A 21,482-nucleotide genomic window follows, 5' to 3' on the forward strand; every position below is an offset into this window, starting at 1 on the left:
CCTTCACCTCTTACGCAAATGTTCTTCTAAAGCGGAAATATCGCCGTACCATTCTTCCAGCTGATGCCCTTCTTGTCTATGCTTCTTCATTTTGTCCAAAACCGCTTCATCCAGACTGCGCAGAGAAATGCCGAGACGCCTTCCGAGAATATAGGAGCTGGCTACCAGGCTCGCCAAAGCATCTGTAATTTTATGCGAGCTGCCTTCCCAAATCGCTTTTAACAAGTGTGCCATATGATCCACAATTTCCGTCTTCAGCCATTCAATAATTTTGGCCCGCTTCGCCAAATCGACATCACGTTCCATGCAGGACCAGCCGCCTCTCTCCTTAACACACTTTAGTTAATTATACCACAATTTATACCTTTTGTTCCGCTTGCCACAGCTTGAAGCAGTAATCGATGATCTCCCGGCGGCGGATAATGCCTATAAAAACGCCGTTATCGTCTACAACCGGAACATAGTTCTGATTCGTAGCCAATGTAATCAGGTCCTGCATCTGCTGATCGATTCGCACCGGTTTAATATTCATATGCTGAGGCACATCCTTAAGATGTACCTTATGCGCATTCTCAAACCCTATTTCCGGCGAATGCTTCAGCTTCCACAGCAGATCCCCTTCCGTGATCGTGCCGACATACCGGCCGTGCTCATCAATAAGCGGCACTGCGGAATACCGGTGATACTCCATCCGTTCCAATGCTTGGCGCATCGTTGAATTGGGAGATAAAAAAATAACGTCCTCTTTTGGTACCAGAAAAAACGCGATGTTCACCCAAGCCACCCTTTCCTCCAAAGTCAAGCTGCTCCCTGCCCAACCTTAAAACAGATTCCCTACCTTAACCTTATGATACATCGTGGTAAGATACGACCCTCCGTCTTGTTCATACACTTCTATTTTATCAAAAGATACGGCATACTTCACCCTGCGATGTCCTATATGGTATCAAATAAGCAAACCAGGAGGAATTCCAATCTGATCAAATGGCTGCACTCCCGGCCGCCAATGTCCGTTTCGGCATCTTCGATGGCGCTTATCGCCGTTTCTCGGATTTGCTTAGTTAAAAAAGCAGAAAGAGAACATCCAACCTGCGGTGGAGTCCTCTCCCTATAGGCTCTGAACGATGCCCGGAAATCCGGCTCACCGGCTTCCCTGCAAAGCTCAATTTCCATAAAAAAAGACGGCCCGAGCTTCCGTTCGAGTCGTCTTTTTGTGAAGCTATTACTCCGTAGTGTATGGCAGCAACGCTACTTGACGGGAGCGTTTGATCGCAATCGTCAGCATACGTTGGTACTTAGCGGATGTTCCAGTTACACGGCGTGGAAGAATCTTGCCGCGCTCGCTGATGAACTTCTTCAGCGTTTCGATGTCTTTATAATCAATGTGCTTGATTTTATTTACAGTGAAGTAACACACCTTACGGCGTTTTCCACCTTTTTTACCACGACCGCCGAATTTACGCTCGCCGCGCTCTTCGCCGCCGTTGTCTCTTCTTTGGAAACTCATCGATGCTCAGTCCTTTCTACGTTAGAATGGCAAATCATCATCAGAAATATCAATCGGTCTACCGTCATCTTGGAACGGATCTTGATTGTCGCGCCGGTCACTCCACCGTAACGCTGTTGGCCTTGGCCTTGGCTTGGAGCTTGGCCGCCACCCATACCTTCTTCACGGGCTCCGCCGCCACTATTGGAAGATTCCAAGAAACGAACATTATCAGCAATAACCTCCGTCACATAAACGCGACGGCCCTCGTTATTGTCATAGTTTCGTACTTGAATTCTGCCTTCCACCGCAGTTAACCGGCCTTTACGCAAATAATTGGCACATGTTTCAGCAAGCTGACGCCATGTTACAATATTAATAAAGTCCGCTTCACGCTCTCTTTGCTGGTTCGTAAAAGGACGATCCACAGCCAGTGTGAACGTAGTTACGGCTACGCCTGACGGAGTATAACGCAATTCAGGATCACGAGTCAGCCTTCCGATTAGAATCACACGATTTAGCAATCTAACACCCTCCCAACATGTCAATTACGGCACATGGATAACTTAAGCTACGTCTTTAACGATCAGGTAACGAATGACTTCATCAGAAATCTTCATCACACGGTCAAGCTCGGAAATAACCTCGTTGTTAGCATTGAAATGAACTAACACGTAATGGCCATCACGGTGCTTGTTGATCTCATACGCAAGACGGCGTTTACCCATTACATCGTGCTTCGTAATCTCGCCACCGTTGTTGATGATGCCTTGAAATTTCTCAATCGTAGATTGAACAACTTCTTGCTCGATGTCCGGACGAATGATGTACATCACTTCATATTTGCGCATGGTTTCACCTCCTTTTGGACTAACGGCCCCTCTAGTGAGGAGCAAGGAGCGAGTAAATAAACTAACGTTTCAAAACTCGCACCACAATACTATAGCAAAATCAGCGGACAATGACAAGTTTATTTTCTTCCACCCTATAAAAAGCTGGTGCATATGCTATTTTCCATCCGTGGTAAATATTAATCGTCATGCGATGGCCCCCCGCCGGAGAAACTACCAGTACACTTCGTACAGGAGGTGACCAGCGATGGGTGAATGGAGTCAATTCAGGCCCGGTGACAAAGCTCCGAATGACGGAGAATACTTGGAGATGGGTGAGAATGCGTTTCATATGGGGATCAATAACCCGAAAATCATCACCTTGAAAAAAGGGGATACGTTCCCCGAAACCTCCAACCATAACCGGAAGTGGAAAAGGAAATACTAGCTTCACCCTTCCGCGCGGCAGGCGCGGAGGGCTTTCCCATCAACTATTAAAGGAGCTTGCTCATGAACAATAAATTCACTCTGTTTTGTACCGCGATCGGCGCAGCCGTCTGTCTTATGCATGCCATCGGGCACGATTCCGAGCCGGTTTACATCCTATTTTACTGCCTCAGCGTTCCGGCCTGGTTTTACCCGATTTTCGGTTATACCAATGTGAACCCGGCGATTTTGTATGTTTTGACGATTCTTTCCTGGACGGTGATCGGCTATGTGATCGACCGTTTCAGCGTCCGGAGAAGAAGCCGGTCTTAATATAGGGATTTAGAAAAATAGGACGTCATCTCCCTGGAGAATCTTCTCGGGGTTATGACGTCCTTTTATTATTTTAAACGGAAGGCCTCACCTCAACGGTTAGGCTCCACAGCATTTTTTGTATTTTTTCCCGCTGCCGCAGGTACACGGATCGTTGCGGCCTACTTTTTTCTTGGAGGCGATTTTAACGGTTCCGATTCTGCTGCCTTCGGACTGCAGCAATTTTCTTTGGGCCGACAGCTGATTTAACGTATACCCCTTCAAGGTCCGATTGACGGGTGTGATTCTCAAGCAAGATGGTTTGCTCCATCACCGCTTTAATGAGATCAACCTCATCGAGATCCATTTTTGTCTGAAGCATCTTAAACAGATCGCTCGACGTCTTTCCGTTCCGAATCGCGTACACGCACTCTTGAATGACATCGTCCGCTTCATCGCGGGAAATCGTGTAGTTCACCTTAATCAGATTTACAAAGTTCTGGTAGATCGGCGTACGGTCGATGAAGCCGGGCTCGCCTGCAGCGAGCAGCTCTTCCTTGGTGCAAGGGGAAAATGCCAGCTCCGGTCTGGACTGCTGCTGCCGAAGCACCTCATCCGGATTTTGTACCCGCGTATGCCACACGATTCGATCGTTAGCTTCGAGTTCATCAGCCGCGGACGCGATACGAAGCAGTTGATCGGCAGCCGGTTTAACGCCGGTGTACAGCTCCATGCTCTCTGCCCACTGCTCCAATGTTTGGACACCATAATAATACAGCAGGCCTTGTGCCAGCCTGATAGTCTCATCCGCTTCTTGACCCAGCTCCACCTTTGGCGTCTTTTCTCCATCTGCAGCCTCTGCACCGGTCTCAAGCTTGGTGAAGCATGCCAATACTTCCTTCGGCATACGAGTCCAGGTTTTGCCCTCAATAGTCTCCTCGAAGAGGATAGCCCGCTGAGTGAAGAACTCCATCTCCGCTTCTTCTAGCTTCAGCTCACTATTCCCGCCTTCACCAGCAACCTGCCTGACAATGCCGGATTGCTTCTCATTTAACGCAGGAAACAGCTCGGTTAATTTCTCCGGTATTCTCTGTACCAATACTTCAACTAATTCTTGCTTCTTTAGTGTGCTAACACCCTGAATGCCTAAATGAGTACGGATGTGCGTCAGATTTTGTTTGGTCAGCCCTGTTAGGCATTCACTAAGAGTTAACTCCTTCACTGAACCCGTCCCCCCTTTTTTCTAGTTGAGCCGATATCATTTACTGAATCCACTTCTCTCAATAGCCTGTCCATACTTTCGTCCTTTCTGTCCATCCTGCGTTCCTTAGCAGCATGACTCCACTCGAACAACAGAAACCCTCCCACTTTCGGTAGGAGGGTCTAATTTGAGTAACCTATTTGTTTCACGTGGAACCGCCCAGCTCCTTAGCCAACCGTATCGCCTACCGGACAAAATGATCTCATTCCTAGTATATCCTTAAAAAGTCATCTTTACAAATTATATATGGTAAGGATGCGATTATCAACTTTAGGTGGTCATTCTTAACATAAAAAAAACCTTCTACGTCGATCTATCGCATAGAAGGTTGGTATGTCGTTAATCATTTTATACAAATGAATTGGTGGCGGAAAGAGTGGGATTCGAACCCACGCACGGCTTGCGCCGCCTAGCTGATTTCGAGTCAGCCCCCTTGGGCCTCTTGGGTACCTTTCCGCGTTTCAAAAGGGACAAGGCTTATAATAGCATAAGGAACCACCCTATGGCAAGCCCTAATTTAAATCATTTTCGCTCGTCCCGGAAAGCTCCTCTGCAGACTGAGGATTCGACCTCAGCACTTTCTTCAGCTTGCTTTCAAACTTGGCTCTGGGCACGAGCACGCTGTGCTTACACCCTACACACTTGATTCGAATATCCATCCCCATCCGTATGATTTCCATTTCATTGGTTCCGCAAGGGTGTGGTTTCTTCATTTGAACAATATCGCCCATTTGATATTGTTTTCTTTCCATTTCACTCCCCCCTTTAATCTTTATGGTAATTCGAGACTTCGGAATAGGGAAGCTCAATTCCGTTATTATCAAAAGCCTTCTTGACTTCTGCATACAATTCTCTGGAAACGGCAACTTGTGTATTGGGTCGGCATTCCACGGTAGCGCGCAGCGTTACTTCATTACGGACCTCTTGTTTGCACACCAAGCACCGCCGGCGCACTAACCATATTGATATTCGTTTCGTAAATTTTATCCACGGCCTCTTTCAAAACCTTAGTCGCTTTATCTACATCTTTTTCATAGGCGATAGAAACATCAATAATGGCGATAGAGTTATTAACCGAGAAATTGGATACTTGGGCAATCGTCCCGTTCGGAATAATATGTACTTCGCCGTTCTCGCTCTTCAGCTTCGTTACCCGTAGCCCGATCTCTTCCACCGTTCCCTTATAGGTTCCGATTTGGACGATATCCCCCACAGCGAATTGATCCTCGAAGATGATGAAAAACCCGGTGATCACGTCTTTAACCAGGCTCTGCGCACCGAACCCGATAGCTAATCCGAGCACGCCTGCCCCGGCCAACACAGGTTCCAAACGGATGTTAAACTGATTTAGAATCATCAATATCATTATAAAATTAATAACATAGGTAATAGTATTTCCCAATAATTTCCCAATTGTTTTGGTCCGGCGCTGGTCGAATTTCAACGGGTTTTTATCCCGCTCCACCAGCATGTGCTCCAGCGCTTTATTGGCCAGCTTGATGACTATTTTTCCTACCACAAAAATAAATATGATTTTTACCGCAACCAGGAAAAATTGGGTCCAAACGGCGGGATTGGTTATATAGGCAAACACCTGTTCTTGTGCTTGTTTCCATGTTGTCGCCTCTGCCTCCAATGAATCGGACAGAATCCAATGAAGCTTATTTTGCATAAGATCACCTTACCATTCTATGTTAACATAATGATCCTCTTTTTTAAAATAAATGCCGCGGATCTCCACTCTTTCTTCCACAACAATCTGTTTCACTTCCTCAAGCGCCTCCTCCGGAAATTCCAGGGACAGCGCACAGCCCGCAGTAATATCCTTCGGAGTCGGGCACATATCATTCTCGATGTCCGCATATTCCAGCAGCATTTCGGCGCGCAGCGCCTGTTGAGTTGAATCGAATGCCATCAACAGCATGACCGGTCCTCCACTTGCTTCCATTATATTTAGAAAACGACGTATAAAATGGGTTTTGTTTCCGTATACTAGTAAAAATGTTTTTATACTCCTAGTATATGGAGGGTTATTATATGAAAATGCCGTTTCATAGAGACGTTGTTCAGCAAGAAATCGAAGCGCTCAAAGTTCCTCATACCGACAGCAATATCCTTGAAGTTTTATCCGATCGTCTCTTCTCGATTATCGGACAAATTCCCTCGCAGCAGCCGCTTATTATCGTATGTGTAGGAACCGACCGCTCGACCGGCGACTCCTTAGGCCCTCTTGTTGGTTCGCAGCTTCAAAAATACAACATCGATGGTCTTCATCTTTACGGTACATTGGATAATCCCGTGCATGCCATGAATTTAAAGGATACGCTGACGACCATCCAAAATCATTACCACAATCCGTTCATTATCGCCATAGACGCCTGCCTGGGGCAGCTAACCAGCGTAGGATGCATTCAAATCGGCAATGGTCCTGTCAAGCCAGGGGCAGGCGTGAATAAAGATCTTCCTCCGGTAGGCGATATCCATATTACCGGGATCGTCAATGTGGGAGGATTTATGGAGTATTTCGTTCTGCAAAATACCCGGTTGAGCCTGGTTATGAACATGGCGGAAGTCATCTCCAAATCGTTCCAAATCGCTCTGAATGGAATGCGGCGCATAACCGCTTCTACTTCTTATGCGCGCCTCGATGGATAGCTTCCTTTTCTTCAGGAGAGAGTGTGTAGCTGGACTGGCCTTGTGTAATCGGTTTGGCATATACGTAAGTTTCATCACGGTTATGAATCCCGGTTAATACAACGCCGTCCAGCTCTTCATCCAATATGGCTACGGAGAAGCTTAAATCGCTGCCGCCCTCCGCGAATGCATTATAACGATGAATCCCGATATGGGATTTCATTTTTTTCAGCTGCTGCACGACCTCGGCAATTTGCTGCTGCGTTGAGTCGGTCCGTTGATTCAATGCTTCGGCTTTTTCCTGCAGTTCAATCAATGCATCCTCCACGTTCAAGCTGCTTTCACCATTCAGCATCGCCATGTAAGTTTTACGAAGCTTGTTCAGCTTACTCCACAGGGTCATTACCAAAACAATAAAAATAATTACGATGAATGAAAAGGCAATGAGCACTACCCTCATATCAATTAAGTCAAGAATCTCCCCCATGCTTATCCCCCTGTATGCGCCTCTCGTGCGGTTTCGTGCTGCTATTTCAAATATTTCGCAATTTCTTTCACGGCGTCAACCATCCGTGTTACTTCTTCATCCGTTGTAAAATAACCGAGGCTGGAACGGACTGAGCCTCTTTCCAAGGTACCCGCGGATTCATGCGCTAATGGCGAGCAATGAAATCCGGAACGAACGGCGATTTGGAAAGACTGATCCAATATAAAAGCAACCTCCGAAGAATCCGCTTGGTGAATATTAAACGTAACGATGCCAGTTCTATTTTGTCCCAAATCCGGGCCATACACCTGGACTCCATCAATTCCCATCAGTTCAGCCATCAAGGTTTGCGTCTGAGTCCATTCCTTATGGTGAATGCGTTCGACGGTTTCGTTAAGCACGAATTTGACCCCTTCATTCAAACCGGCGATCCCTACCGTATTCTGCGTACCCGATTCATACCGGTCCGGCCGGACTGCAGGCTGATCAATCGCCTCCGACTGGCTTCCCGTTCCGCCGTGGATTAAGGGATCCAGCTCAATATCAGGCGCTATATAAAGGCCGCCTGTCCCTTGAGGCCCCAATAACCCTTTATGTCCTGGAAAAGCGAGCATATCAATCCCCATTGCGCTTACATCGATATCCAGCACCCCTGCGGATTGAGCGGCATCCACTAACAATTTAATACCCTTCCCGCGGCACAGCTCACCAATCTGTTCTACCGGCAGAATACTGCCAAGCAGATTGGAACTGTGACTGCACACTACAAGCGAAGTATGTTCAGTTATCGCCCGTGCGACATCCGTTATATTTAGCTCGCCCTTTTCATTCGTTTTCACATATGTAATTGTAATCCCTTTGGTTTTCTTCAAGTACTCCAGCGGTCTGCGGACGGAATTATGTTCTACAGCAGTACAAACGACATGGTCGCCTTCCCGGACAAAACCTTTGATCGCCTGGTTTAATGCCATCGTTGTATTTAATGCAAACGAAATATCGTTTGGGTTTTTAATTCGGAACAGCTTCGCGAGATGCTTACGGGTATCGAACAGTACCCGGCTTGCCTTCACAGCCATTTGATGACTGCCCCGGCCCGGATTGGCGGAATAGTGCAGCATACAATCCTGCATAGCCTGCAGCACTTGAGGGGGTTTCGGCCAAGATGAAGCAGCGTGGTCGAAATAAGCTACCTCCATGGTCATGATTTCACCTTCCTTCACAAAAAGTAGCATACCTAGGTTGCCCAGAAGCTTCAGGCCATAACAAGGTATGCTACATTTAAAATTGATCGGCATGTATGACAATAAAGTATACGATAGCCGGCATTTATCTTAGGAAATCCTGCCTTGCAGCAATTCTAACAACCGATCCAAATCATCCTTGGAATAATACAGCAGTTCAATTTTACCCTTGTTATTATTGTGCTTGATTTTCACCGTTGTCCGATACGCTTCGCGCAGGCTCTCTTCAAGCTGGTTGATATAAGGATCCTTACGCTTCGCCTTAATGGAGGCTTTTTTCGGATCGGCCTTTTCTTCCAGCCGCTTCACTTCCTCTTCGAGCTCACGCACACTCCACTGATCCTTGATAGCCTGATCGGCCAAAGAACGAATGAGCTTCGGATCCTTCAATCCAATAATTGCCTTAGCGTGACCCATTGACAATGTTCCACGTGAAACATACTCTTTGACTTCCTCAGGCAAATGAATCAAACGCAAAAAATTGGCGATATGCGAACGGCTCTTCCCTACTTTAACGGAAAGCTCCTCCTGGGTCAGCGAAAACTGATCGATAAGAGACTGATAAGCAACGGCAATTTCCATTGCGTTCAAATCTTCCCGTTGCACGTTCTCGATCAGAGCGATTTCCATCACCTGTTGATCGGAAAGCTTCTTTACTACCGCTGGAATTGTCGCAAGTCCGCAAACCTGCGAGGCGCGGAACCGGCGTTCCCCGGCAATAATCTCATAGCCTTTCAGCACCGTTCTTACAATGATAGGCTGAATAACCCCATGCTCTTTAATGGATGCAGCCAAATCATTGATCGTTTCGTCATGAAACGTTCTTCTCGGCTGGTAAGGATTCGCTCTTAATTGAGATAAAGGGATTTCAACTACTTTGTCGTCATCATTAATACTTAATGCGGGCAGTAATGCATCCAGCCCTTTTCCTAACCGTTTACTCAAAGTGCACTCACTTCCTTTGCGAGCTCCATGTAGACTTCCGCTCCTTTAGAACGCGGATCATAAGTAATAATGGATTGCCCGTGGCTCGGCGCCTCACTTAACCTGACATTTCTAGGAATAATCGTCCGGTACACCTTCTGTTGAAAATATTTCTTAACCTCTTCAATAACCTGCATTCCAAGGTTGGTTCTGGCATCGAACATCGTCAACAATACGCCCTCAATCTGCAAGGTCGTATTCAAATGCTTTTGAACTAAGCGAACCGTATTTAGCAGCTGGCTTAATCCCTCCAACGCATAATATTCGCACTGAATTGGAATGATGACGGAATCAGCCGCTGTCAAGGAATTGACCGTAAGAATACCCAAAGAAGGCGGGCAATCAATAAGAATATAATCAAATAGATGCTTAACTAGCTGCAGCGATTTTTTAAGACGCACTTCCCGTGAAATGGTTGGGACCAATTCGATTTCGGCGCCCGCCAATTGGATCGTTGCAGGGATAATTTTCAAGTTAGGAATCGCGGTATCCACCATTGCATCCTTGGGGTGAATATCATTAATGATTACATCGTAAATACAATAGACGACGTCTGCCTTATTGACCCCAATCCCGCTTGTGGTGTTTCCTTGGGGATCGATATCGACCAAAAGCACTTTTTTCCCTAAGGAGGCCAAGGAAGCACCCAAGTTCACGGAGGTCGTAGTCTTTCCCACCCCGCCCTTTTGGTTCGTAATTGCTATAATCTTAGACAAAATCATTTCACCTCAATAACATACTAGTACAAAACGTGGTACATCCTGTCGATAATTCTTGAAACCTGCCTTTATCCCGCTAGCTGCAACCAGAAAATGACGTCCCGAGTATAGAACCAATCGGTGCGAGAGTAAAGAAAAGCTCCTTTACGGAGCTTGAAGGATTCATTATATAGTTGTAAAGCTTATACTCTATCATACTACAAAAACTATTTTTTTGGTATCTTGATTACGATTTCATAGTGATCCTCGTAATCCTGTTCCGTCGTATTAATCTGAAGCCCGGAGGAAGTAACCATATCGACTGACTGCCGAATCGTATTCAAAGCAAGACGCACATCCTTGGAATAGGATACACGCTTCGCCTTCTTCAGCTTTACCGTCTCCTTGAGCAGTTGAATTCTTGCTTCAGTTTGTTTGACATTCAGCTCTTTAGAAAGAATATCTTCCAAGACTTTCACTTGAAGATCTTCCTGATCCAAGGAAAGCAGCGCCCTCGCATGTCTTTCCGTTATTTTGCGCTCCATAAGCGCAGTCTTAACAGGCTCGCTCAAATTGAGCAAACGGATTTTGTTTGCAATCGTAGATTGACTTTTTCCCAAACGCTGAGCCAAGCTTTCCTGCGTCAAAGAATGCAGATCGATCAGTTGCTGATAAGCCAACGCTTCTTCGATCGCAGTCAACCCTTCCCGCTGCAGATTTTCTATTAAGGCGATAGACGCCGCTTGAGAATCGTTGAAATCGCGAATGATTGCCGGGATGGTATCGAGGCCAAGCTTTTTAACGGCTCTCCAACGGCGTTCGCCCGCTATCAATTCATAGGCATTTTCTCTAACACGCACAACGATCGGCTGTATAACGCCATGAGTCTTAATGGTCTGACACAGCTCATCAATTCGTTCGTCATCAAATATGGTTCTAGGCTGATATGGACTTGGAATAATATCTCGAATAGAAATGTTTTTTATTTCATCCGCCGTCGCTTTTTCCGAAAATCCAAACAATTTTGAGATCTGTTCTTTCATTAATTTATCCACCCGATCTTTTGCCGTAAATAAGAAACTTTGAAAAAGAAGAAAGCTTACCCTGCCAGGCAACCCGGAAACTTTCTATCCGCCAGAAAAGCCGCATCGCCCCCTTGGAATAGATCCATAACTGAAGGTTTGCTACATCAAAGCTTTTCCTATTCTTACCTTACTCTTTACTAATTCTCCAGCAATTTGAATTTTCCTGCAACAGAAGGACATTCCGGCTTATTAATATTTAGTGCGCTGACGCAAAAAATTCATAACTTCCCTATTGCATCGCAATCTAGTAAATGCGGCTCTTCTTTTACTAGATTCACTGCCTGTAAAATGCTTTAAAAAAAGGATGCACAAAGTCGCACCCTTTTCCTTAAATATTCAGCAGTATATCTATTTCTTTAAGCCCTTCGCAGAAAAACATGTTTCACGTGGAACATACACCCAATTATACAAGAGGTGCTTTAAGCGGAGTTCCTGCTTTTCTCGGATATTTGGCGGGTGTTGCCGCTTGCTTTTGAATCATTACCAAATGTCTTACCGAGCCTTCGCCATCAGGCAGTTCAAACCGGTGCGTATGTATATGCCTTCCTTTCAACTGCTTCAAGCTATACTCCGCTTCCTTCAATTCATCCTTCAATTCACTGCCCTTCATGGCAACAAACAAACCATTCACCTTGCAAAAAGGAAGGCAAAATTCATTCAGAACAGCCAATCGCGCTACAGCTCTCGCCGTAACTAAATCGTAACGGTCCCGGTGCAGCTCATTTCTTGCTATATCCTCCGCCCTGCCGTGAATGCAGCTAACGTTCTCCAGCTCCAGACGATTGGACAAATGCGTTAAAAATTGAATCCTTTTGTTCAGCGAATCAACAATAGTCACCTTCAAATGCGGAAAGGCGATTTTTAAAGGAATGCTCGGAAATCCGGCGCCGGAGCCGATATCGGCAATGCTTTGCTTCTCCGTCATCGAAGTAACAAAAGAAACGGAAAGAGAGTCGTAAAAATGCTTTACGTATACTTGCTCTCTCTCCGTAATGCCGGTCAAGTTCATCTTCTCGTTCCACTCCACCAATTCTTTGTAATAGATCTCGAATTGGTGGAGCTGACGGTCAGACAACTCAATCTGCTGTTCCTTGCACCAATCAACAAATTGCGTCTGTATAGAATCCATTATTTAACCTCTGGCTGCAACGACTTTATTGTAGTGTTCCAAATGCACAAGCAGAATTGAAATGTCTGCCGGCGTTACGCCGGAAATTCGCGATGCCTGGCCAATGGAAATCGGACGGATTTTGGCAAGCTTCTGCTTCGCCTCTGTGGCAATCCCATGAATTTCGTCATAACGGATGTCGTCAGGGATTTTCTTTTTCTCCATCTTATGAAGACGGTCCACTTGGGCAAGCTGCTTCTCAATATATCCCGTATATTTAACTTGAATCTCTACCTGCTCTTTCATTTCATCGGTCAGCTCGACGGGAGCCGGAGAAATGCCATGAATATGCTCATACGTTACTTCCGGACGGCGAAGCAGCGAAATTAAGTCAACTGAATTGTTGATCTCTGCGCTTCCCAGCGAAGCAAGCATAGCCTGCGCATCAACCGGTTTTACCTTTGTCGTTTTCAACCGCTCAATTTCTTCTTCAATCCGCTGCACTTTCAACAGGAACTTTTGGTACCGTTCTTCTTTAATCAAACCGATCTCGTAGCCGATTGGCGTCAAACGTTGATCGGCATTATCGTGTCTTAGCAGCAAGCGGTACTCCGCGCGGGACGTCAGCAGCCGATAAGGCTCATTCGTTCCTTTTGTGACCAGGTCGTCAATTAATACGCCGATATAGCCCTGCGAGCGATCCAAAATAACCGGTTCTTCGCCCAGCACTTTACGGGCTGCATTAATTCCCGCCATAACGCCTTGCCCTGCCGCTTCTTCGTAACCGGAGGTGCCGTTGATTTGACCGGCCGTAAACAAACCATCGACAATTTTGGTTTCAAGCGACGGCTTTAATTGAGTAGGAATAACCGCATCGTATTCAATAGCATAGCCCGTGCGCATCATTTCTACTTTTTCCAGACCAGGAATCGAACGCAAAATGTCCAATTGCACGTCCTCCGGCATACTTGTGGAAAGCCCTTGAACATAATATTCCGACGTATTGCGCCCTTCCGGCTCCAAGAAAATTTGATGCTTCGGCTTGTCGCTGAAACGAACGATTTTATCTTCAATCGATGGGCAGTAACGCGGACCCGTCCCCTCAATGGCACCCGAAAACATCGGAGCCCGGTGAAGATTGTCATTAATAATTTGATGAGTCGCCTCAGACGTATAGGTCAACCAGCAAGGCAGCTGATCGGGAATTTCCTGTGTCGTTTCAAATGAGAAGAACTTCGGTTTCTCATCGCCAGGCTGAATGACCGTTTGGCTGAAATCAATCGTATCTTTATGCACGCGCGGCGGCGTACCCGTTTTGAAACGAACAAGCTCCAGTCCCAAGTCCTTCAGCGATTGAGACAGCTTCACGGAAGGCTGCTGGTTGTTCGGTCCGCTTTCATACATCAGCTCGCCCATAATCACTTTGCCGCGCAGGTAAGTTCCTGTAGTAATAACAACCGCTTTGGCCATGTACTGAGCACCGGTTTTAGTCACGACGCCTTTAATCGCGCCGTCTTCCACGATCAGATCCTCCACCATACCTTGACGCATCGTCAGCTTCGGTTCGTTCTCCATCGTTTGCTTCATCGTGTGCTGATACAAAAATTTATCCGCCTGCGCACGCAAAGCATGCACCGCCGGGCCTTTACCTGTATTCAACATCCGCATCTGAATATATGTTTTGTCGATATTGCGGCCCATTTCTCCGCCCAGGGCATCGATTTCCCGCACCACATGACCCTTGGCCGGACCTCCGATAGACGGATTGCATGGCATGAACGCCACCATATCCAAGTTAATTGTGATCATTAAAGTTTCACAGCCCATTCGCGCAGCGGCAAGCGCCGCTTCGCAGCCGGCATGACCGGCACCGACGACAATAACATCATATTGTCCTGCTTGATAACTCATTGTTGCTCATCCTCCTCGCTAAAACCTACCATTATATTATTTACCCAAGCAAAATTGGGAGAAAATTTGATCAATCAAGGAATCGCCTACGGAATCGCCGATAATCTCGCCGAGAAACTCCCAGGCATTCCGAATATCGATTTGCACCATATCAATCGGAACAAAAGCCTCTGTAGCTTGATACGCTTCTTTCAGGGAACTGTTCGATTTCTTCAATAAAGAAATATGTCGAACATTGCTCACATAAGTCAGGTCACTTGATTCTACCTGACCGCTGAAGAAAATACTAGCGATAGCTTTTTCCAGATCAATAATCCCCTGCTGCTCCAACAGCGACATTCGGACAACACGCTCTGCCGGAAAACGGCTCGTCAGCTGTTCCATTTCCAATTGCTGCGGCAGATCCAGTTTATTCACGATAACGATTGTCTGCTTATCCTTCAGCTGGTCCATCAGTGCGATTTCGTCCGGCTGCAGCTCCTCTGCGCCATTAAACACCAGCAGGATCAAATCCGCATCGGCCAAAGCGCTTCTCGACTTTTCCACGCCGATCTGCTCGACAATATCCGACGTCTCTCGAATGCCTGCCGTATCCAGCAGCTTGAGCGGAATGCCGTTTACATTCACGAACTCCTCAATCACATCCCGCGTAGTGCCGGGAATATCGGTTACGATAGCCCGGTTTTCCTGGGCAAGCGTATTTAATAAGGAAGATTTGCCGACGTTCGGCTTTCCGATAATGGCCGTGACAATGCCTTCACGCAAAATTTTCCCTTGCTGGGCCGTATTGAGCAGCTGCCCGATCCGGTCCATAGCCAGCGTGCACTTTTCCTTAATAAAGGCATTCGTCATCTCTTCCACATCATGCTCCGGATAATCAATGTTCACCTCAATGTGGGCCATCAATTCAACCAGATCATGACGAAGCGCCTTGATTTGCTTGGACAGGCTGCCTTCCGACTGCTTCATCGCAACCTTGTACGCCCGGTCGGACTTAGCGCGGATCAGGTCGATAACCGCTTCGGCTTGGGATAAATCGATACGCCCGTTCAGATACGCTCTCTTCGTAAACTCGCCCGGTTCGGCCAAACGAACATCGTGCTCCAGCAGCAGATCCAATACTTTCTTGACCGAAATAAACCCGCCATGGCAGCTGACCTCGACCACATCTTCCATAGTAAAAGAGCGCGGCGCTCTCATAACGGTCACAAGTACCTCGTCGATCCGCGTCTCCGTCGCCGGGTCTTGAATCCATCCGTAGTGCACCGTATGGGTCGCGACTTGGGAAAGCCTGCTTTTTCCGTGAAACACCGATTCAACCGCGGCAACCGCCCCGTCCCCGCTGACCCGAATGACGGCGATGCCGCCCTCGCCAAGCGGCGTTGATATCGCCGCGATAGTATCATTAGTCATAGCTGCACCTCAATCTCTTAAGCTGAATTGAAAAAAAGCAATGAGTCATAACCATGACATCATTGCAGCGATAGCAATCGTTTATCTGAATACGATGACCACTCTTCGATTGGGCTCTTCGCCCCTGCTGAACGTGCGAACCTTCGGATGCTCCTGCAGCTTCGCATGGATCACCTTGCGTTCCTGCGGAGACATCGGCTCCAGTACGACTTCTTTCTTTGTCCGGATCACCCGCTCCGCTAAACGCGCAGCCAGGTCCTCCAATGTTTTTTTACGTCTTTCCCGGAACTGCTCGGCATCAAGCACAATGCGCAGGTGGGAATTCGAATACCGGTTAGCTACGATATTCACGAGGTATTGAAGCGCATCCAAAGTTTGTCCGCGGCGGCCGATCAGCATGCCAAGATCCGATCCGTACATATGCAGCTCAACGCCGTCTTTGTCCTTCTTCTGCTCGACACGTACTTCCAGGCTCATCGTCCTAAATACATCTTTCAAAAAAAATATGGCTTCTTCTATAGGATCCGGTATAAACTCCAATTCCACTTTCGCTTCCTTGGCGCCAATGAGGCCGAACAGCCCTCGAGAGGGCTGCTCCAATACCGTCATTTTTACCCGATCCTCCGTGGTATTCCATTGTCGAAGCCCGTTTTTTACAGCTTCTTCAATCGATTTCCCCGTTACCACCATTTTCTTCATTTTGATTGGCCACCCTTTTTTTGAGATCCACCATAAATAAAGTAATTTTGAACGATCGTAAAGGTATTACTGAAAATCCAGTAAAGCGGAAGCGCGGAGGCAAAGTTCATCGCCATGACGAAAATCATGACCGGAAAGATAAACATCAGGTTTTTCATTTGCGGATTCATCTGCGAGGACATCGTCTTCTGCTGAATGAACGTGGTGAGTGCCGCAAGTAAAGGCAGAATATAATATGGATCCTTCGTTCCAAGCTGCATCCATAAGAAGGAATGTTCGGCGATGTTATGATTTCTCATAATCGAGTTATACAGCGCAATAAGAATCGGCATTTGAACGATCAGCGGCAGGCAGCCTGCCAGAGGATTTACTCCGTTCGACTGAAACAGCTTCATCGTTTCTTCCTGCTGCTTCTTCGGATCGTCCTTATACTTCGTTTTCAGCTTAGCCAGCTCCGGCTGGATATCCTGCATCTTCTTGGAGCTTTTATACTGCTTCAGTGTAAGCGGTAATATGATAAACCGAATAATAATCGTTACGACTAGTATAGCCAATCCATACGAACCCCATAGCACATCTGCAAACCAGTCCAGCACGTTTGCCAGCGGTCCGACGAAATACTTGTCCCATACACCGTTTTCCGGATTGATAGGAGTGGTTGCCGGAGTACAGCCTGCAAGCAGCAGGAACATGAAAAGCAGCGGCAAATAGGTAGCAAGTCGACGAGTCAAAATAAGTTCCTCCTATAGTTTCTTTTCCAATAATAAACTATACCATATCTCTCCCTAAAAAAGAAATGGCTCGTCCTATTTTCGAACGGACATTGAAGCTCTTTTGAACACATGGAGAATGCTCTTCTCCACTTCCTGATAGGACAGGCCGACAACGGGCTTGCGGGCAATTAATATGTAGTCGTATCCCCCGGCGAACCGGTGAATGTTCAGACGGACAATTTCCTTAACCACTCTGCGTATCCGGTTGCGGACCACCGCATTGCCAAGCTTCTTGCTGACCGAGATCCCCAGGCGGAACGATTCCTGCTGAGGTCTTCTATAATAATATAGAACAAACTGGTGATTGGCAGCCGATTTCCCGCCGCGGTACACCTTGTCAAAATATTCTCTTTTCGTTAACCGGTTCTTCTTCTCCAATGTGAACTCTCCCTATTTCTCAGGGTCCGATTCGCCAAAACAGTAACTAGCCTGTACTATTTTCGAGCCTTTTATGCCATTCGGGTATATGAGGGCAACAAAAAAAGCCACCTGACAGTGGCCTCTTGTATTATGCGCTCAAAACTTTTCTTCCTTTTTGACGACGAGCAGCCAGTACTTTGCGGCCGTTCTTCGTACTCATTCTTTTACGAAAGCCGTGTACTTTTTTGCGTTTTCTAACGTTCGGTTTAAACGTAGGTCTCATCTATCATGCACCTCCTCGAGGAAAATCCATTCCCAAAAATACCTTCTAACATTAAACCATCTTATAACGGAAAAGTCAACTTCCCCATTTCACAAAGTTTTGCCAGTCGAGTGCCGTCATTTTTTCGAAAAGAATAGCCTGTGTATAAAAAAATACGCGAATGCGCAGCATTTGTCGAAATGACCACAATTTATTAACAATATCTAGTGTTGTGCATAACAGTTACACACAATCTGTAGAAGATGTGGATAAGCCCAAACATTTCATTGATTAACCTAGCATATTTTGATATCATGGTTATGCTTATCCTGTGGATAGTGCCTACTTATCAACTTTTTTATCAACAGGCTGTGGATATCTTTGTGAACAATTTACCCGCCTTCTGAATAATAGTTACCCACACGCTCTTAATGATGTGGATATATTCCGACACCACCCGCGTTTTTTCTACACTCGTATGGCTTACGCCACACCGCTTATTTTTTTGAAGGAGTGAATACATTGTGGAAAGCCATCCCAACGAGCAATGGCTGCAAGTCCTTTCCATTATTCAAACAAGGCTGAGTAAACCAAGCTTCGAAACCTGGTTTACATCCACAAGAGCCGTGGTTTTTAACGAATCGAAGGTCGTGATCTGCGCACCGAACAATTTTGCCAGGGAATGGCTTGAGAATCGGTATACCAAACTGATCAAAGATACGGTGTTTGATTATATGGGAAAGCCTGCGGAAGTGAAGTTTATTATTGAATCCGACGAAGATAAGAACGCCGGTGCTCCCTCCTCCCCGCCGACAGTCCCTGCCAAAGCTCCCGCAGCTGCTCCAGAAGAAACTTTTAGTCATATGATGAACCCGAAATACACGTTCGATACGTTTGTTATTGGCTCCGGCAACCGCTTTGCGCATGCCGCTTCTCTTGCTGTGGCCGAAGCGCCGGCGAAGGCTTATAACCCGTTGTTTTTGTACGGGGGCGTTGGACTGGGCAAAACCCACTTAATGCACGCCATCGGACACTATGTGCTAGAACACAATCCGAGTGCTAAGGTGCTGTACATCTCGTCCGAGAAATTTACGAACGAATTCATTAACGCGATCCGCGATAACCGGGGCGAGAGCTTCCGCAACAAATACCGCAGCATCGATGTGCTACTTATAGATGATATTCAGTTTCTGGCCGGAAAAGAACAAACGCAGGAAGAATTTTTCCATACCTTCAATGCGCTGCATGAAGAACGTAAGCAAATCATCATCTCCAGTGACCGTCCGCCTAAGGAGATCCCGACGCTCGAGGAACGGCTTCGTTCGCGCTTCGAATGGGGACTCATTACCGACATTCAGCCGCCGGATCTGGAAACAAGGATTGCGATTTTGCGTAAAAAGGCGAAGGCCGAGAACCTGGAGATCCCTAATGAGGCCATGGTTTACATAGCCAATCAGATCGATTCCAACATCCGGGAGCTTGAGGGCGCCTTAATTCGCGTTGTTGCCTATTCTTCGCTGATCAACGAGGATATCACTTCGCATTTGGCCGCGGAAGCGTTGAAGGATATTATTCCGAGCAGCCGGCCGAAGGTGATTACCATCCAGGATATTCAGCAGAAGGTTGGGGAATTTTACGGACTGAAGCTCGAGGATTTCAAAGCGAGGAAGCGTACCAAGATGGTCGCCTATCCGCGGCAGATTGCTATGTATCTCGCTCGGGAAATGACCGATTTCTCCCTCCCGAAGATTGGCGAAGCGTTCGGCGGCCGCGATCATACAACCGTCATTCATGCTCATGAGAAAATTTCGGCTGCGCTGAAAACGGATCAGGAGCTGTCCAAGATCATTCAGAACCTCATGGAAAAAGTGAAAAACGTAACAATGTAGCCGAACCTGCTTTTTTGCATTGCAATCACATCTGCATAACTCTAAGCCTATGCACAATCTATTCACATGTGGATAGGCTTTCGTTTTGCGCTCATTTTCCACATATCCACATATCCACGGCCCCTACTACTATTACTAAATAAAAAGATGTATTATAGAGGTATATGGCCATCTCCATCATTTTCGAACTCATAGGAGTGACAGTATGAAATTAACGATTTTGAAAGAGCAGCTGAACGAGTCCATTCAGCACGTATCCAAAGCGATTTCCAACAAAACGACCATTCCAATTCTTAGCGGGATTAAAATAGATGCTGATTCCAGGGGCTTAACGCTGACGGCCAGCGATACGGATATTTCCATTCAAAGCTTTATTCCCAAAGAAAAAAATGAACTCAGCATTATCCAGATGGAGCGTACAGGCAGCGTCGTGCTGTCCTCCAAATTTTTTGTCGAAATCGTACGTAAGCTTCCTGCCCAGCAAGTCGAAATTGAAGTAAAGGATCATTTTCAAACAACGATTCGTTCGGGTTCTTCCGAAATTCAGCTGGTAGGTCTGGATCCTGAGGAATATCCGACACTTCCCAGCATTGAAGAAAATCGTCGTATTCAGTTGCCGAGCGATCTGCTGAAAACCATGATCAAGCAAACTTCGTTTGCCGTTTCGACGAATGAATCGACGCCTATTTTAACCGGGATTTTGTGGACTATCGCCAATCAGAAGCTGAAGTTCACCGCCTGTGACCGGCACCGGCTCGGCAGCCGCGAAACTTCGGTTGAGGTCGATGCGGATTTTCAGCTTAATAATATTTCCATCTCCGGTAAAACCTTAAACGAGCTGTCCAAGATCCTGCCGGATCAGAACACGCTGATCGATGTGATTTTTGCAGAAAATCAAGTGCTCTTTAAGCTGAGCTCGATCTTGTTCTATACAAGAATTTTGGATGGGACCTACCCGGATACATCCAAGCTCATTCCGCAGTCGTTTCAGACCGAGATGGTCATTCATACCCAGCAGCTGGCCGACGCTATCGACCGCGCTTATTTGCTGTCCAAAGAAGAAAAGACGAATATCGTTAAGCTGATTATGCGCGAGGATCATACGATTGAGGTTTCCTCCAGCTCTTCCGAGCTCGGTAAAGTAACGGAGCAGCTGGAAGTCCAGACCTTGAACGGCGAGCTGCTGCGGATTTCGTTTAACTCGAAATATATGCTGGATGCGTTGAAAGTGATGGACAGCGAGCTGATTCGGATCGGATTTACGGGTGCTATGCAGCCGATCATTATTCGGCCGGAGGAATCGTCGACGCTGCTGCAGCTTATTTTGCCGTACCGTACGACAAACTAATATTTGATTGCTTTGGAGGCCCTTTTGTTATGAAAACCATTTCCATAAACACCGATTACATTACCCTTGGTCAGTTTCTAAAACTGGCCGATTGTATTTCTACCGGCGGACAAGCGAAAAGCTTTTTACAAGAAACGGCGATTTGGGTGAACGGAGAGCCGGAAAACCGCCGCGGCAAGAAGCTGGTCGACAAGGATACGATTCGTGTTGAGGGCTGTGGAGAATTTGTCGTAGCTCGTTATTAACATGTGAATAAAGCGGCGAGAAGCCTTAGG

At 46.7% G+C, this 21,482-nt stretch carries 27 protein-coding genes, 1 tRNA gene and 1 pseudogene; 6 read left to right on the top strand and 23 right to left on the bottom strand.

Annotated elements, in window-relative coordinates; genetic code table 11:
• Positions 1–3 precede the first annotated feature (3 nt).
• From ACHHV8_RS32675 to rpsF, 5 genes and pseudogenes are all read right to left on the bottom strand, one after another.
• The gene (locus ACHHV8_RS32675; RefSeq protein WP_395163337.1) at positions 4–306 is read right to left on the bottom strand and encodes a MazG-like family protein; all 303 of its coding nucleotides are present in this window, start codon (positions 304–306) and stop codon (positions 4–6) included.
• 52 nt (positions 307–358) lie between these two features.
• Positions 359–775, bottom strand: a complete 417-nt coding sequence (locus ACHHV8_RS32680) for a CBS domain-containing protein (protein WP_395163692.1) — start codon at positions 773–775, stop codon at positions 359–361.
• Between the two features lie 447 nt (positions 776–1,222).
• Complete coding sequence (gene rpsR / locus ACHHV8_RS32685) at positions 1,223–1,507, bottom strand: 30S ribosomal protein S18 (RefSeq protein ID WP_395163338.1); 285 nt, start codon at positions 1,505–1,507, stop codon at positions 1,223–1,225.
• 21 nt (positions 1,508–1,528) lie between these two features.
• Positions 1,529–2,010 (bottom strand): annotated as a pseudogene (gene ssb, locus ACHHV8_RS32690) (single-stranded DNA-binding protein).
• Between the two features lie 42 nt (positions 2,011–2,052).
• Positions 2,053–2,337, bottom strand: a complete 285-nt coding sequence (gene rpsF, locus ACHHV8_RS32695) for a 30S ribosomal protein S6 (RefSeq protein ID WP_395163339.1) — start codon at positions 2,335–2,337, stop codon at positions 2,053–2,055.
• Between the two features lie 247 nt (positions 2,338–2,584).
• Between rpsF and ACHHV8_RS32700 the strand changes: the two genes are divergently transcribed.
• Positions 2,585–2,764 carry a YjzC family protein gene (locus tag ACHHV8_RS32700; protein ID WP_395163340.1) on the top strand — a complete coding sequence of 60 codons (180 nt, stop codon included), beginning with the start codon at positions 2,585–2,587 and terminating at the stop codon, positions 2,762–2,764.
• Positions 2,765–2,826: 62 nt separating this feature from the next.
• Positions 2,827–3,075, top strand: a complete 249-nt coding sequence (locus tag ACHHV8_RS32705; RefSeq protein ID WP_395163341.1) for a hypothetical protein — start codon at positions 2,827–2,829, stop codon at positions 3,073–3,075.
• A gap of 99 nt (positions 3,076–3,174) precedes the next feature.
• Here ACHHV8_RS32705 and ACHHV8_RS32710 read toward each other — a convergent pair whose 3' ends face one another.
• The 6 genes from ACHHV8_RS32710 to ACHHV8_RS32735 all read right to left on the bottom strand — a co-directional run bounded on the left by ACHHV8_RS32710 (position 3,175) and on the right by ACHHV8_RS32735 (position 6,239).
• Positions 3,175–3,339 (bottom strand): SEC-C metal-binding domain-containing protein, encoded by a 165-nt coding sequence (locus ACHHV8_RS32710; RefSeq protein WP_395163342.1) that lies wholly within the window; start codon positions 3,337–3,339, stop codon positions 3,175–3,177.
• Entirely contained in the window at positions 3,260–4,276 is a 1,017-nt protein-coding gene (locus ACHHV8_RS32715) for a hypothetical protein (protein ID WP_395163343.1), read from the bottom strand. The genes ACHHV8_RS32710 and ACHHV8_RS32715 overlap by 80 nt, the downstream gene beginning before the upstream one ends.
• A gap of 404 nt (positions 4,277–4,680) precedes the next feature.
• Positions 4,681–4,771, bottom strand: a tRNA-Ser gene (locus ACHHV8_RS32720).
• 56 nt (positions 4,772–4,827) lie between these two features.
• Positions 4,828–5,067 carry a DUF951 domain-containing protein gene (locus tag ACHHV8_RS32725; RefSeq protein ID WP_395163344.1) on the bottom strand — a complete coding sequence of 80 codons (240 nt, stop codon included), beginning with the start codon at positions 5,065–5,067 and terminating at the stop codon, positions 4,828–4,830.
• Between the two features lie 161 nt (positions 5,068–5,228).
• Positions 5,229–5,987, bottom strand: coding sequence for a mechanosensitive ion channel family protein (locus ACHHV8_RS32730; protein ID WP_395163345.1), 759 nt, complete (start codon positions 5,985–5,987; stop codon positions 5,229–5,231).
• Between the two features lie 9 nt (positions 5,988–5,996).
• Positions 5,997–6,239 (bottom strand): putative Se/S carrier protein, encoded by a 243-nt coding sequence (locus ACHHV8_RS32735; RefSeq protein ID WP_395163346.1) that lies wholly within the window; start codon positions 6,237–6,239, stop codon positions 5,997–5,999.
• 113 nt (positions 6,240–6,352) lie between these two features.
• Between ACHHV8_RS32735 and yyaC the strand changes: the two genes are divergently transcribed.
• On the top strand, positions 6,353–6,970 hold the full coding sequence (yyaC, locus tag ACHHV8_RS32740; RefSeq protein ID WP_395163347.1) for a spore protease YyaC: 618 nt from the start codon (positions 6,353–6,355) through the stop codon (positions 6,968–6,970).
• Here yyaC and ACHHV8_RS32745 read toward each other — a convergent pair.
• The 12 genes from ACHHV8_RS32745 to rpmH form a co-directional block, all read right to left on the bottom strand.
• On the bottom strand, positions 6,942–7,436 hold the full coding sequence (locus ACHHV8_RS32745) for a DUF4446 family protein (protein ID WP_395163348.1): 495 nt from the start codon (positions 7,434–7,436) through the stop codon (positions 6,942–6,944). The two genes, yyaC and ACHHV8_RS32745, sit on opposite strands and share 29 nt — an antisense overlap.
• Before the next feature lie 41 nt (positions 7,437–7,477).
• Positions 7,478–8,632, bottom strand: a complete 1,155-nt coding sequence (locus ACHHV8_RS32750) for an aminotransferase class V-fold PLP-dependent enzyme (RefSeq protein ID WP_395163693.1) — start codon at positions 8,630–8,632, stop codon at positions 7,478–7,480.
• Positions 8,633–8,767: 135 nt separating this feature from the next.
• On the bottom strand, positions 8,768–9,622 hold the full coding sequence (locus ACHHV8_RS32755; RefSeq protein WP_395163349.1) for a ParB/RepB/Spo0J family partition protein: 855 nt from the start codon (positions 9,620–9,622) through the stop codon (positions 8,768–8,770).
• Positions 9,619–10,377: a ParA family protein gene (locus ACHHV8_RS32760; protein WP_395163350.1), complete on the bottom strand. Its 759-nt coding sequence runs from the start codon at positions 10,375–10,377 to the stop codon at positions 9,619–9,621. Before ACHHV8_RS32760 ends, ACHHV8_RS32755 begins: the two co-directional genes overlap by 4 nt.
• Before the next feature lie 209 nt (positions 10,378–10,586).
• Complete coding sequence (noc, locus tag ACHHV8_RS32765) at positions 10,587–11,402, bottom strand: nucleoid occlusion protein (RefSeq protein WP_395163351.1); 816 nt, start codon at positions 11,400–11,402, stop codon at positions 10,587–10,589.
• Between the two features lie 445 nt (positions 11,403–11,847).
• Positions 11,848–12,573, bottom strand: coding sequence for a 16S rRNA (guanine(527)-N(7))-methyltransferase RsmG (rsmG, locus tag ACHHV8_RS32770; RefSeq protein ID WP_395163352.1), 726 nt, complete (start codon positions 12,571–12,573; stop codon positions 11,848–11,850).
• 3 nt (positions 12,574–12,576) lie between these two features.
• On the bottom strand, positions 12,577–14,463 hold the full coding sequence (gene mnmG / locus ACHHV8_RS32775; RefSeq protein WP_395163353.1) for a tRNA uridine-5-carboxymethylaminomethyl(34) synthesis enzyme MnmG: 1,887 nt from the start codon (positions 14,461–14,463) through the stop codon (positions 12,577–12,579).
• A gap of 36 nt (positions 14,464–14,499) precedes the next feature.
• The gene (gene mnmE, locus ACHHV8_RS32780; protein ID WP_395163354.1) at positions 14,500–15,876 is read right to left on the bottom strand and encodes a tRNA uridine-5-carboxymethylaminomethyl(34) synthesis GTPase MnmE; all 1,377 of its coding nucleotides are present in this window, start codon (positions 15,874–15,876) and stop codon (positions 14,500–14,502) included.
• 81 nt (positions 15,877–15,957) lie between these two features.
• Positions 15,958–16,575, bottom strand: a complete 618-nt coding sequence (jag, locus tag ACHHV8_RS32785) for an RNA-binding cell elongation regulator Jag/EloR (protein WP_395163355.1) — start codon at positions 16,573–16,575, stop codon at positions 15,958–15,960.
• Positions 16,572–17,306 carry a membrane protein insertase YidC gene (yidC, locus tag ACHHV8_RS32790; protein WP_395163356.1) on the bottom strand — a complete coding sequence of 245 codons (735 nt, stop codon included), beginning with the start codon at positions 17,304–17,306 and terminating at the stop codon, positions 16,572–16,574. The genes jag and yidC overlap by 4 nt, the downstream gene beginning before the upstream one ends.
• Before the next feature lie 75 nt (positions 17,307–17,381).
• Positions 17,382–17,726, bottom strand: a complete 345-nt coding sequence (gene rnpA, locus ACHHV8_RS32795) for a ribonuclease P protein component (protein WP_395163357.1) — start codon at positions 17,724–17,726, stop codon at positions 17,382–17,384.
• A gap of 130 nt (positions 17,727–17,856) precedes the next feature.
• On the bottom strand, positions 17,857–17,991 hold the full coding sequence (gene rpmH / locus ACHHV8_RS32800; RefSeq protein ID WP_054975180.1) for a 50S ribosomal protein L34: 135 nt from the start codon (positions 17,989–17,991) through the stop codon (positions 17,857–17,859).
• A 503-nt stretch (positions 17,992–18,494) separates the two neighbouring features.
• On the opposite strand from rpmH, the gene dnaA reads away from it, so the two are divergent.
• The 3 genes from dnaA to yaaA all read left to right on the top strand — a co-directional run bounded on the left by dnaA (position 18,495) and on the right by yaaA (position 21,452).
• Positions 18,495–19,859 (top strand): chromosomal replication initiator protein DnaA, encoded by a 1,365-nt coding sequence (gene dnaA / locus ACHHV8_RS32805; RefSeq protein ID WP_395163358.1) that lies wholly within the window; start codon positions 18,495–18,497, stop codon positions 19,857–19,859.
• A gap of 205 nt (positions 19,860–20,064) precedes the next feature.
• Entirely contained in the window at positions 20,065–21,207 is a 1,143-nt protein-coding gene (gene dnaN / locus ACHHV8_RS32810) for a DNA polymerase III subunit beta (protein WP_395163359.1), read from the top strand.
• Positions 21,208–21,236: 29 nt separating this feature from the next.
• On the top strand, positions 21,237–21,452 hold the full coding sequence (gene yaaA, locus ACHHV8_RS32815; RefSeq protein ID WP_395163360.1) for a S4 domain-containing protein YaaA: 216 nt from the start codon (positions 21,237–21,239) through the stop codon (positions 21,450–21,452).
• The last annotated feature ends 30 nt before the right edge of the window (positions 21,453–21,482 follow it).

The sequence above is a fragment of the Paenibacillus sp. TAB_01 genome, from assembly GCF_043945595.1.
Taxonomy (GTDB): domain Bacteria; phylum Bacillota; class Bacilli; order Paenibacillales; family NBRC-103111; genus Paenibacillus_S.

What these genes read in the sequence shown, in the direction of transcription:
- ACHHV8_RS32675 (WP_395163337.1), bottom strand. Translation starts at nt 306, where the DNA reads ATGGAACGTGATGTCGATTTGGCGAAGCGGGCCAAAATTATTGAATGG.
- rpsR (WP_395163338.1), bottom strand. Translation starts at nt 1,507, where the DNA reads ATGAGTTTCCAAAGAAGAGACAACGGCGGCGAAGAGCGCGGCGAGCGT.
- rpsF (WP_395163339.1), bottom strand. Translation starts at nt 2,337, where the DNA reads ATGCGCAAATATGAAGTGATGTACATCATTCGTCCGGACATCGAGCAA.
- ACHHV8_RS32700 (WP_395163340.1), top strand. Translation starts at nt 2,585, where the DNA reads ATGGGTGAATGGAGTCAATTCAGGCCCGGTGACAAAGCTCCGAATGAC.
- ACHHV8_RS32705 (WP_395163341.1), top strand. Translation starts at nt 2,827, where the DNA reads ATGAACAATAAATTCACTCTGTTTTGTACCGCGATCGGCGCAGCCGTC.
- ACHHV8_RS32725 (WP_395163344.1), bottom strand. Translation starts at nt 5,067, where the DNA reads ATGGAAAGAAAACAATATCAAATGGGCGATATTGTTCAAATGAAGAAA.
- ACHHV8_RS32730 (WP_395163345.1), bottom strand. Translation starts at nt 5,987, where the DNA reads ATGCAAAATAAGCTTCATTGGATTCTGTCCGATTCATTGGAGGCAGAG.
- ACHHV8_RS32735 (WP_395163346.1), bottom strand. Translation starts at nt 6,239, where the DNA reads ATGCTGTTGATGGCATTCGATTCAACTCAACAGGCGCTGCGCGCCGAA.
- yyaC (WP_395163347.1), top strand. Translation starts at nt 6,353, where the DNA reads ATGAAAATGCCGTTTCATAGAGACGTTGTTCAGCAAGAAATCGAAGCG.
- ACHHV8_RS32745 (WP_395163348.1), bottom strand. Translation starts at nt 7,436, where the DNA reads ATGGGGGAGATTCTTGACTTAATTGATATGAGGGTAGTGCTCATTGCC.
- ACHHV8_RS32750 (WP_395163693.1), bottom strand. Translation starts at nt 8,632, where the DNA reads ATGGAGGTAGCTTATTTCGACCACGCTGCTTCATCTTGGCCGAAACCC.
- noc (WP_395163351.1), bottom strand. Translation starts at nt 11,402, where the DNA reads ATGAAAGAACAGATCTCAAAATTGTTTGGATTTTCGGAAAAAGCGACG.
- rsmG (WP_395163352.1), bottom strand. Translation starts at nt 12,573, where the DNA reads ATGGATTCTATACAGACGCAATTTGTTGATTGGTGCAAGGAACAGCAG.
- mnmG (WP_395163353.1), bottom strand. Translation starts at nt 14,463, where the DNA reads ATGAGTTATCAAGCAGGACAATATGATGTTATTGTCGTCGGTGCCGGT.
- mnmE (WP_395163354.1), bottom strand. Translation starts at nt 15,876, where the DNA reads ATGACTAATGATACTATCGCGGCGATATCAACGCCGCTTGGCGAGGGC.
- jag (WP_395163355.1), bottom strand. Translation starts at nt 16,575, where the DNA reads ATGAAGAAAATGGTGGTAACGGGGAAATCGATTGAAGAAGCTGTAAAA.
- rpmH (WP_054975180.1), bottom strand. Translation starts at nt 17,991, where the DNA reads ATGAGACCTACGTTTAAACCGAACGTTAGAAAACGCAAAAAAGTACAC.
- dnaN (WP_395163359.1), top strand. Translation starts at nt 20,065, where the DNA reads ATGAAATTAACGATTTTGAAAGAGCAGCTGAACGAGTCCATTCAGCAC.
- yaaA (WP_395163360.1), top strand. Translation starts at nt 21,237, where the DNA reads ATGAAAACCATTTCCATAAACACCGATTACATTACCCTTGGTCAGTTT.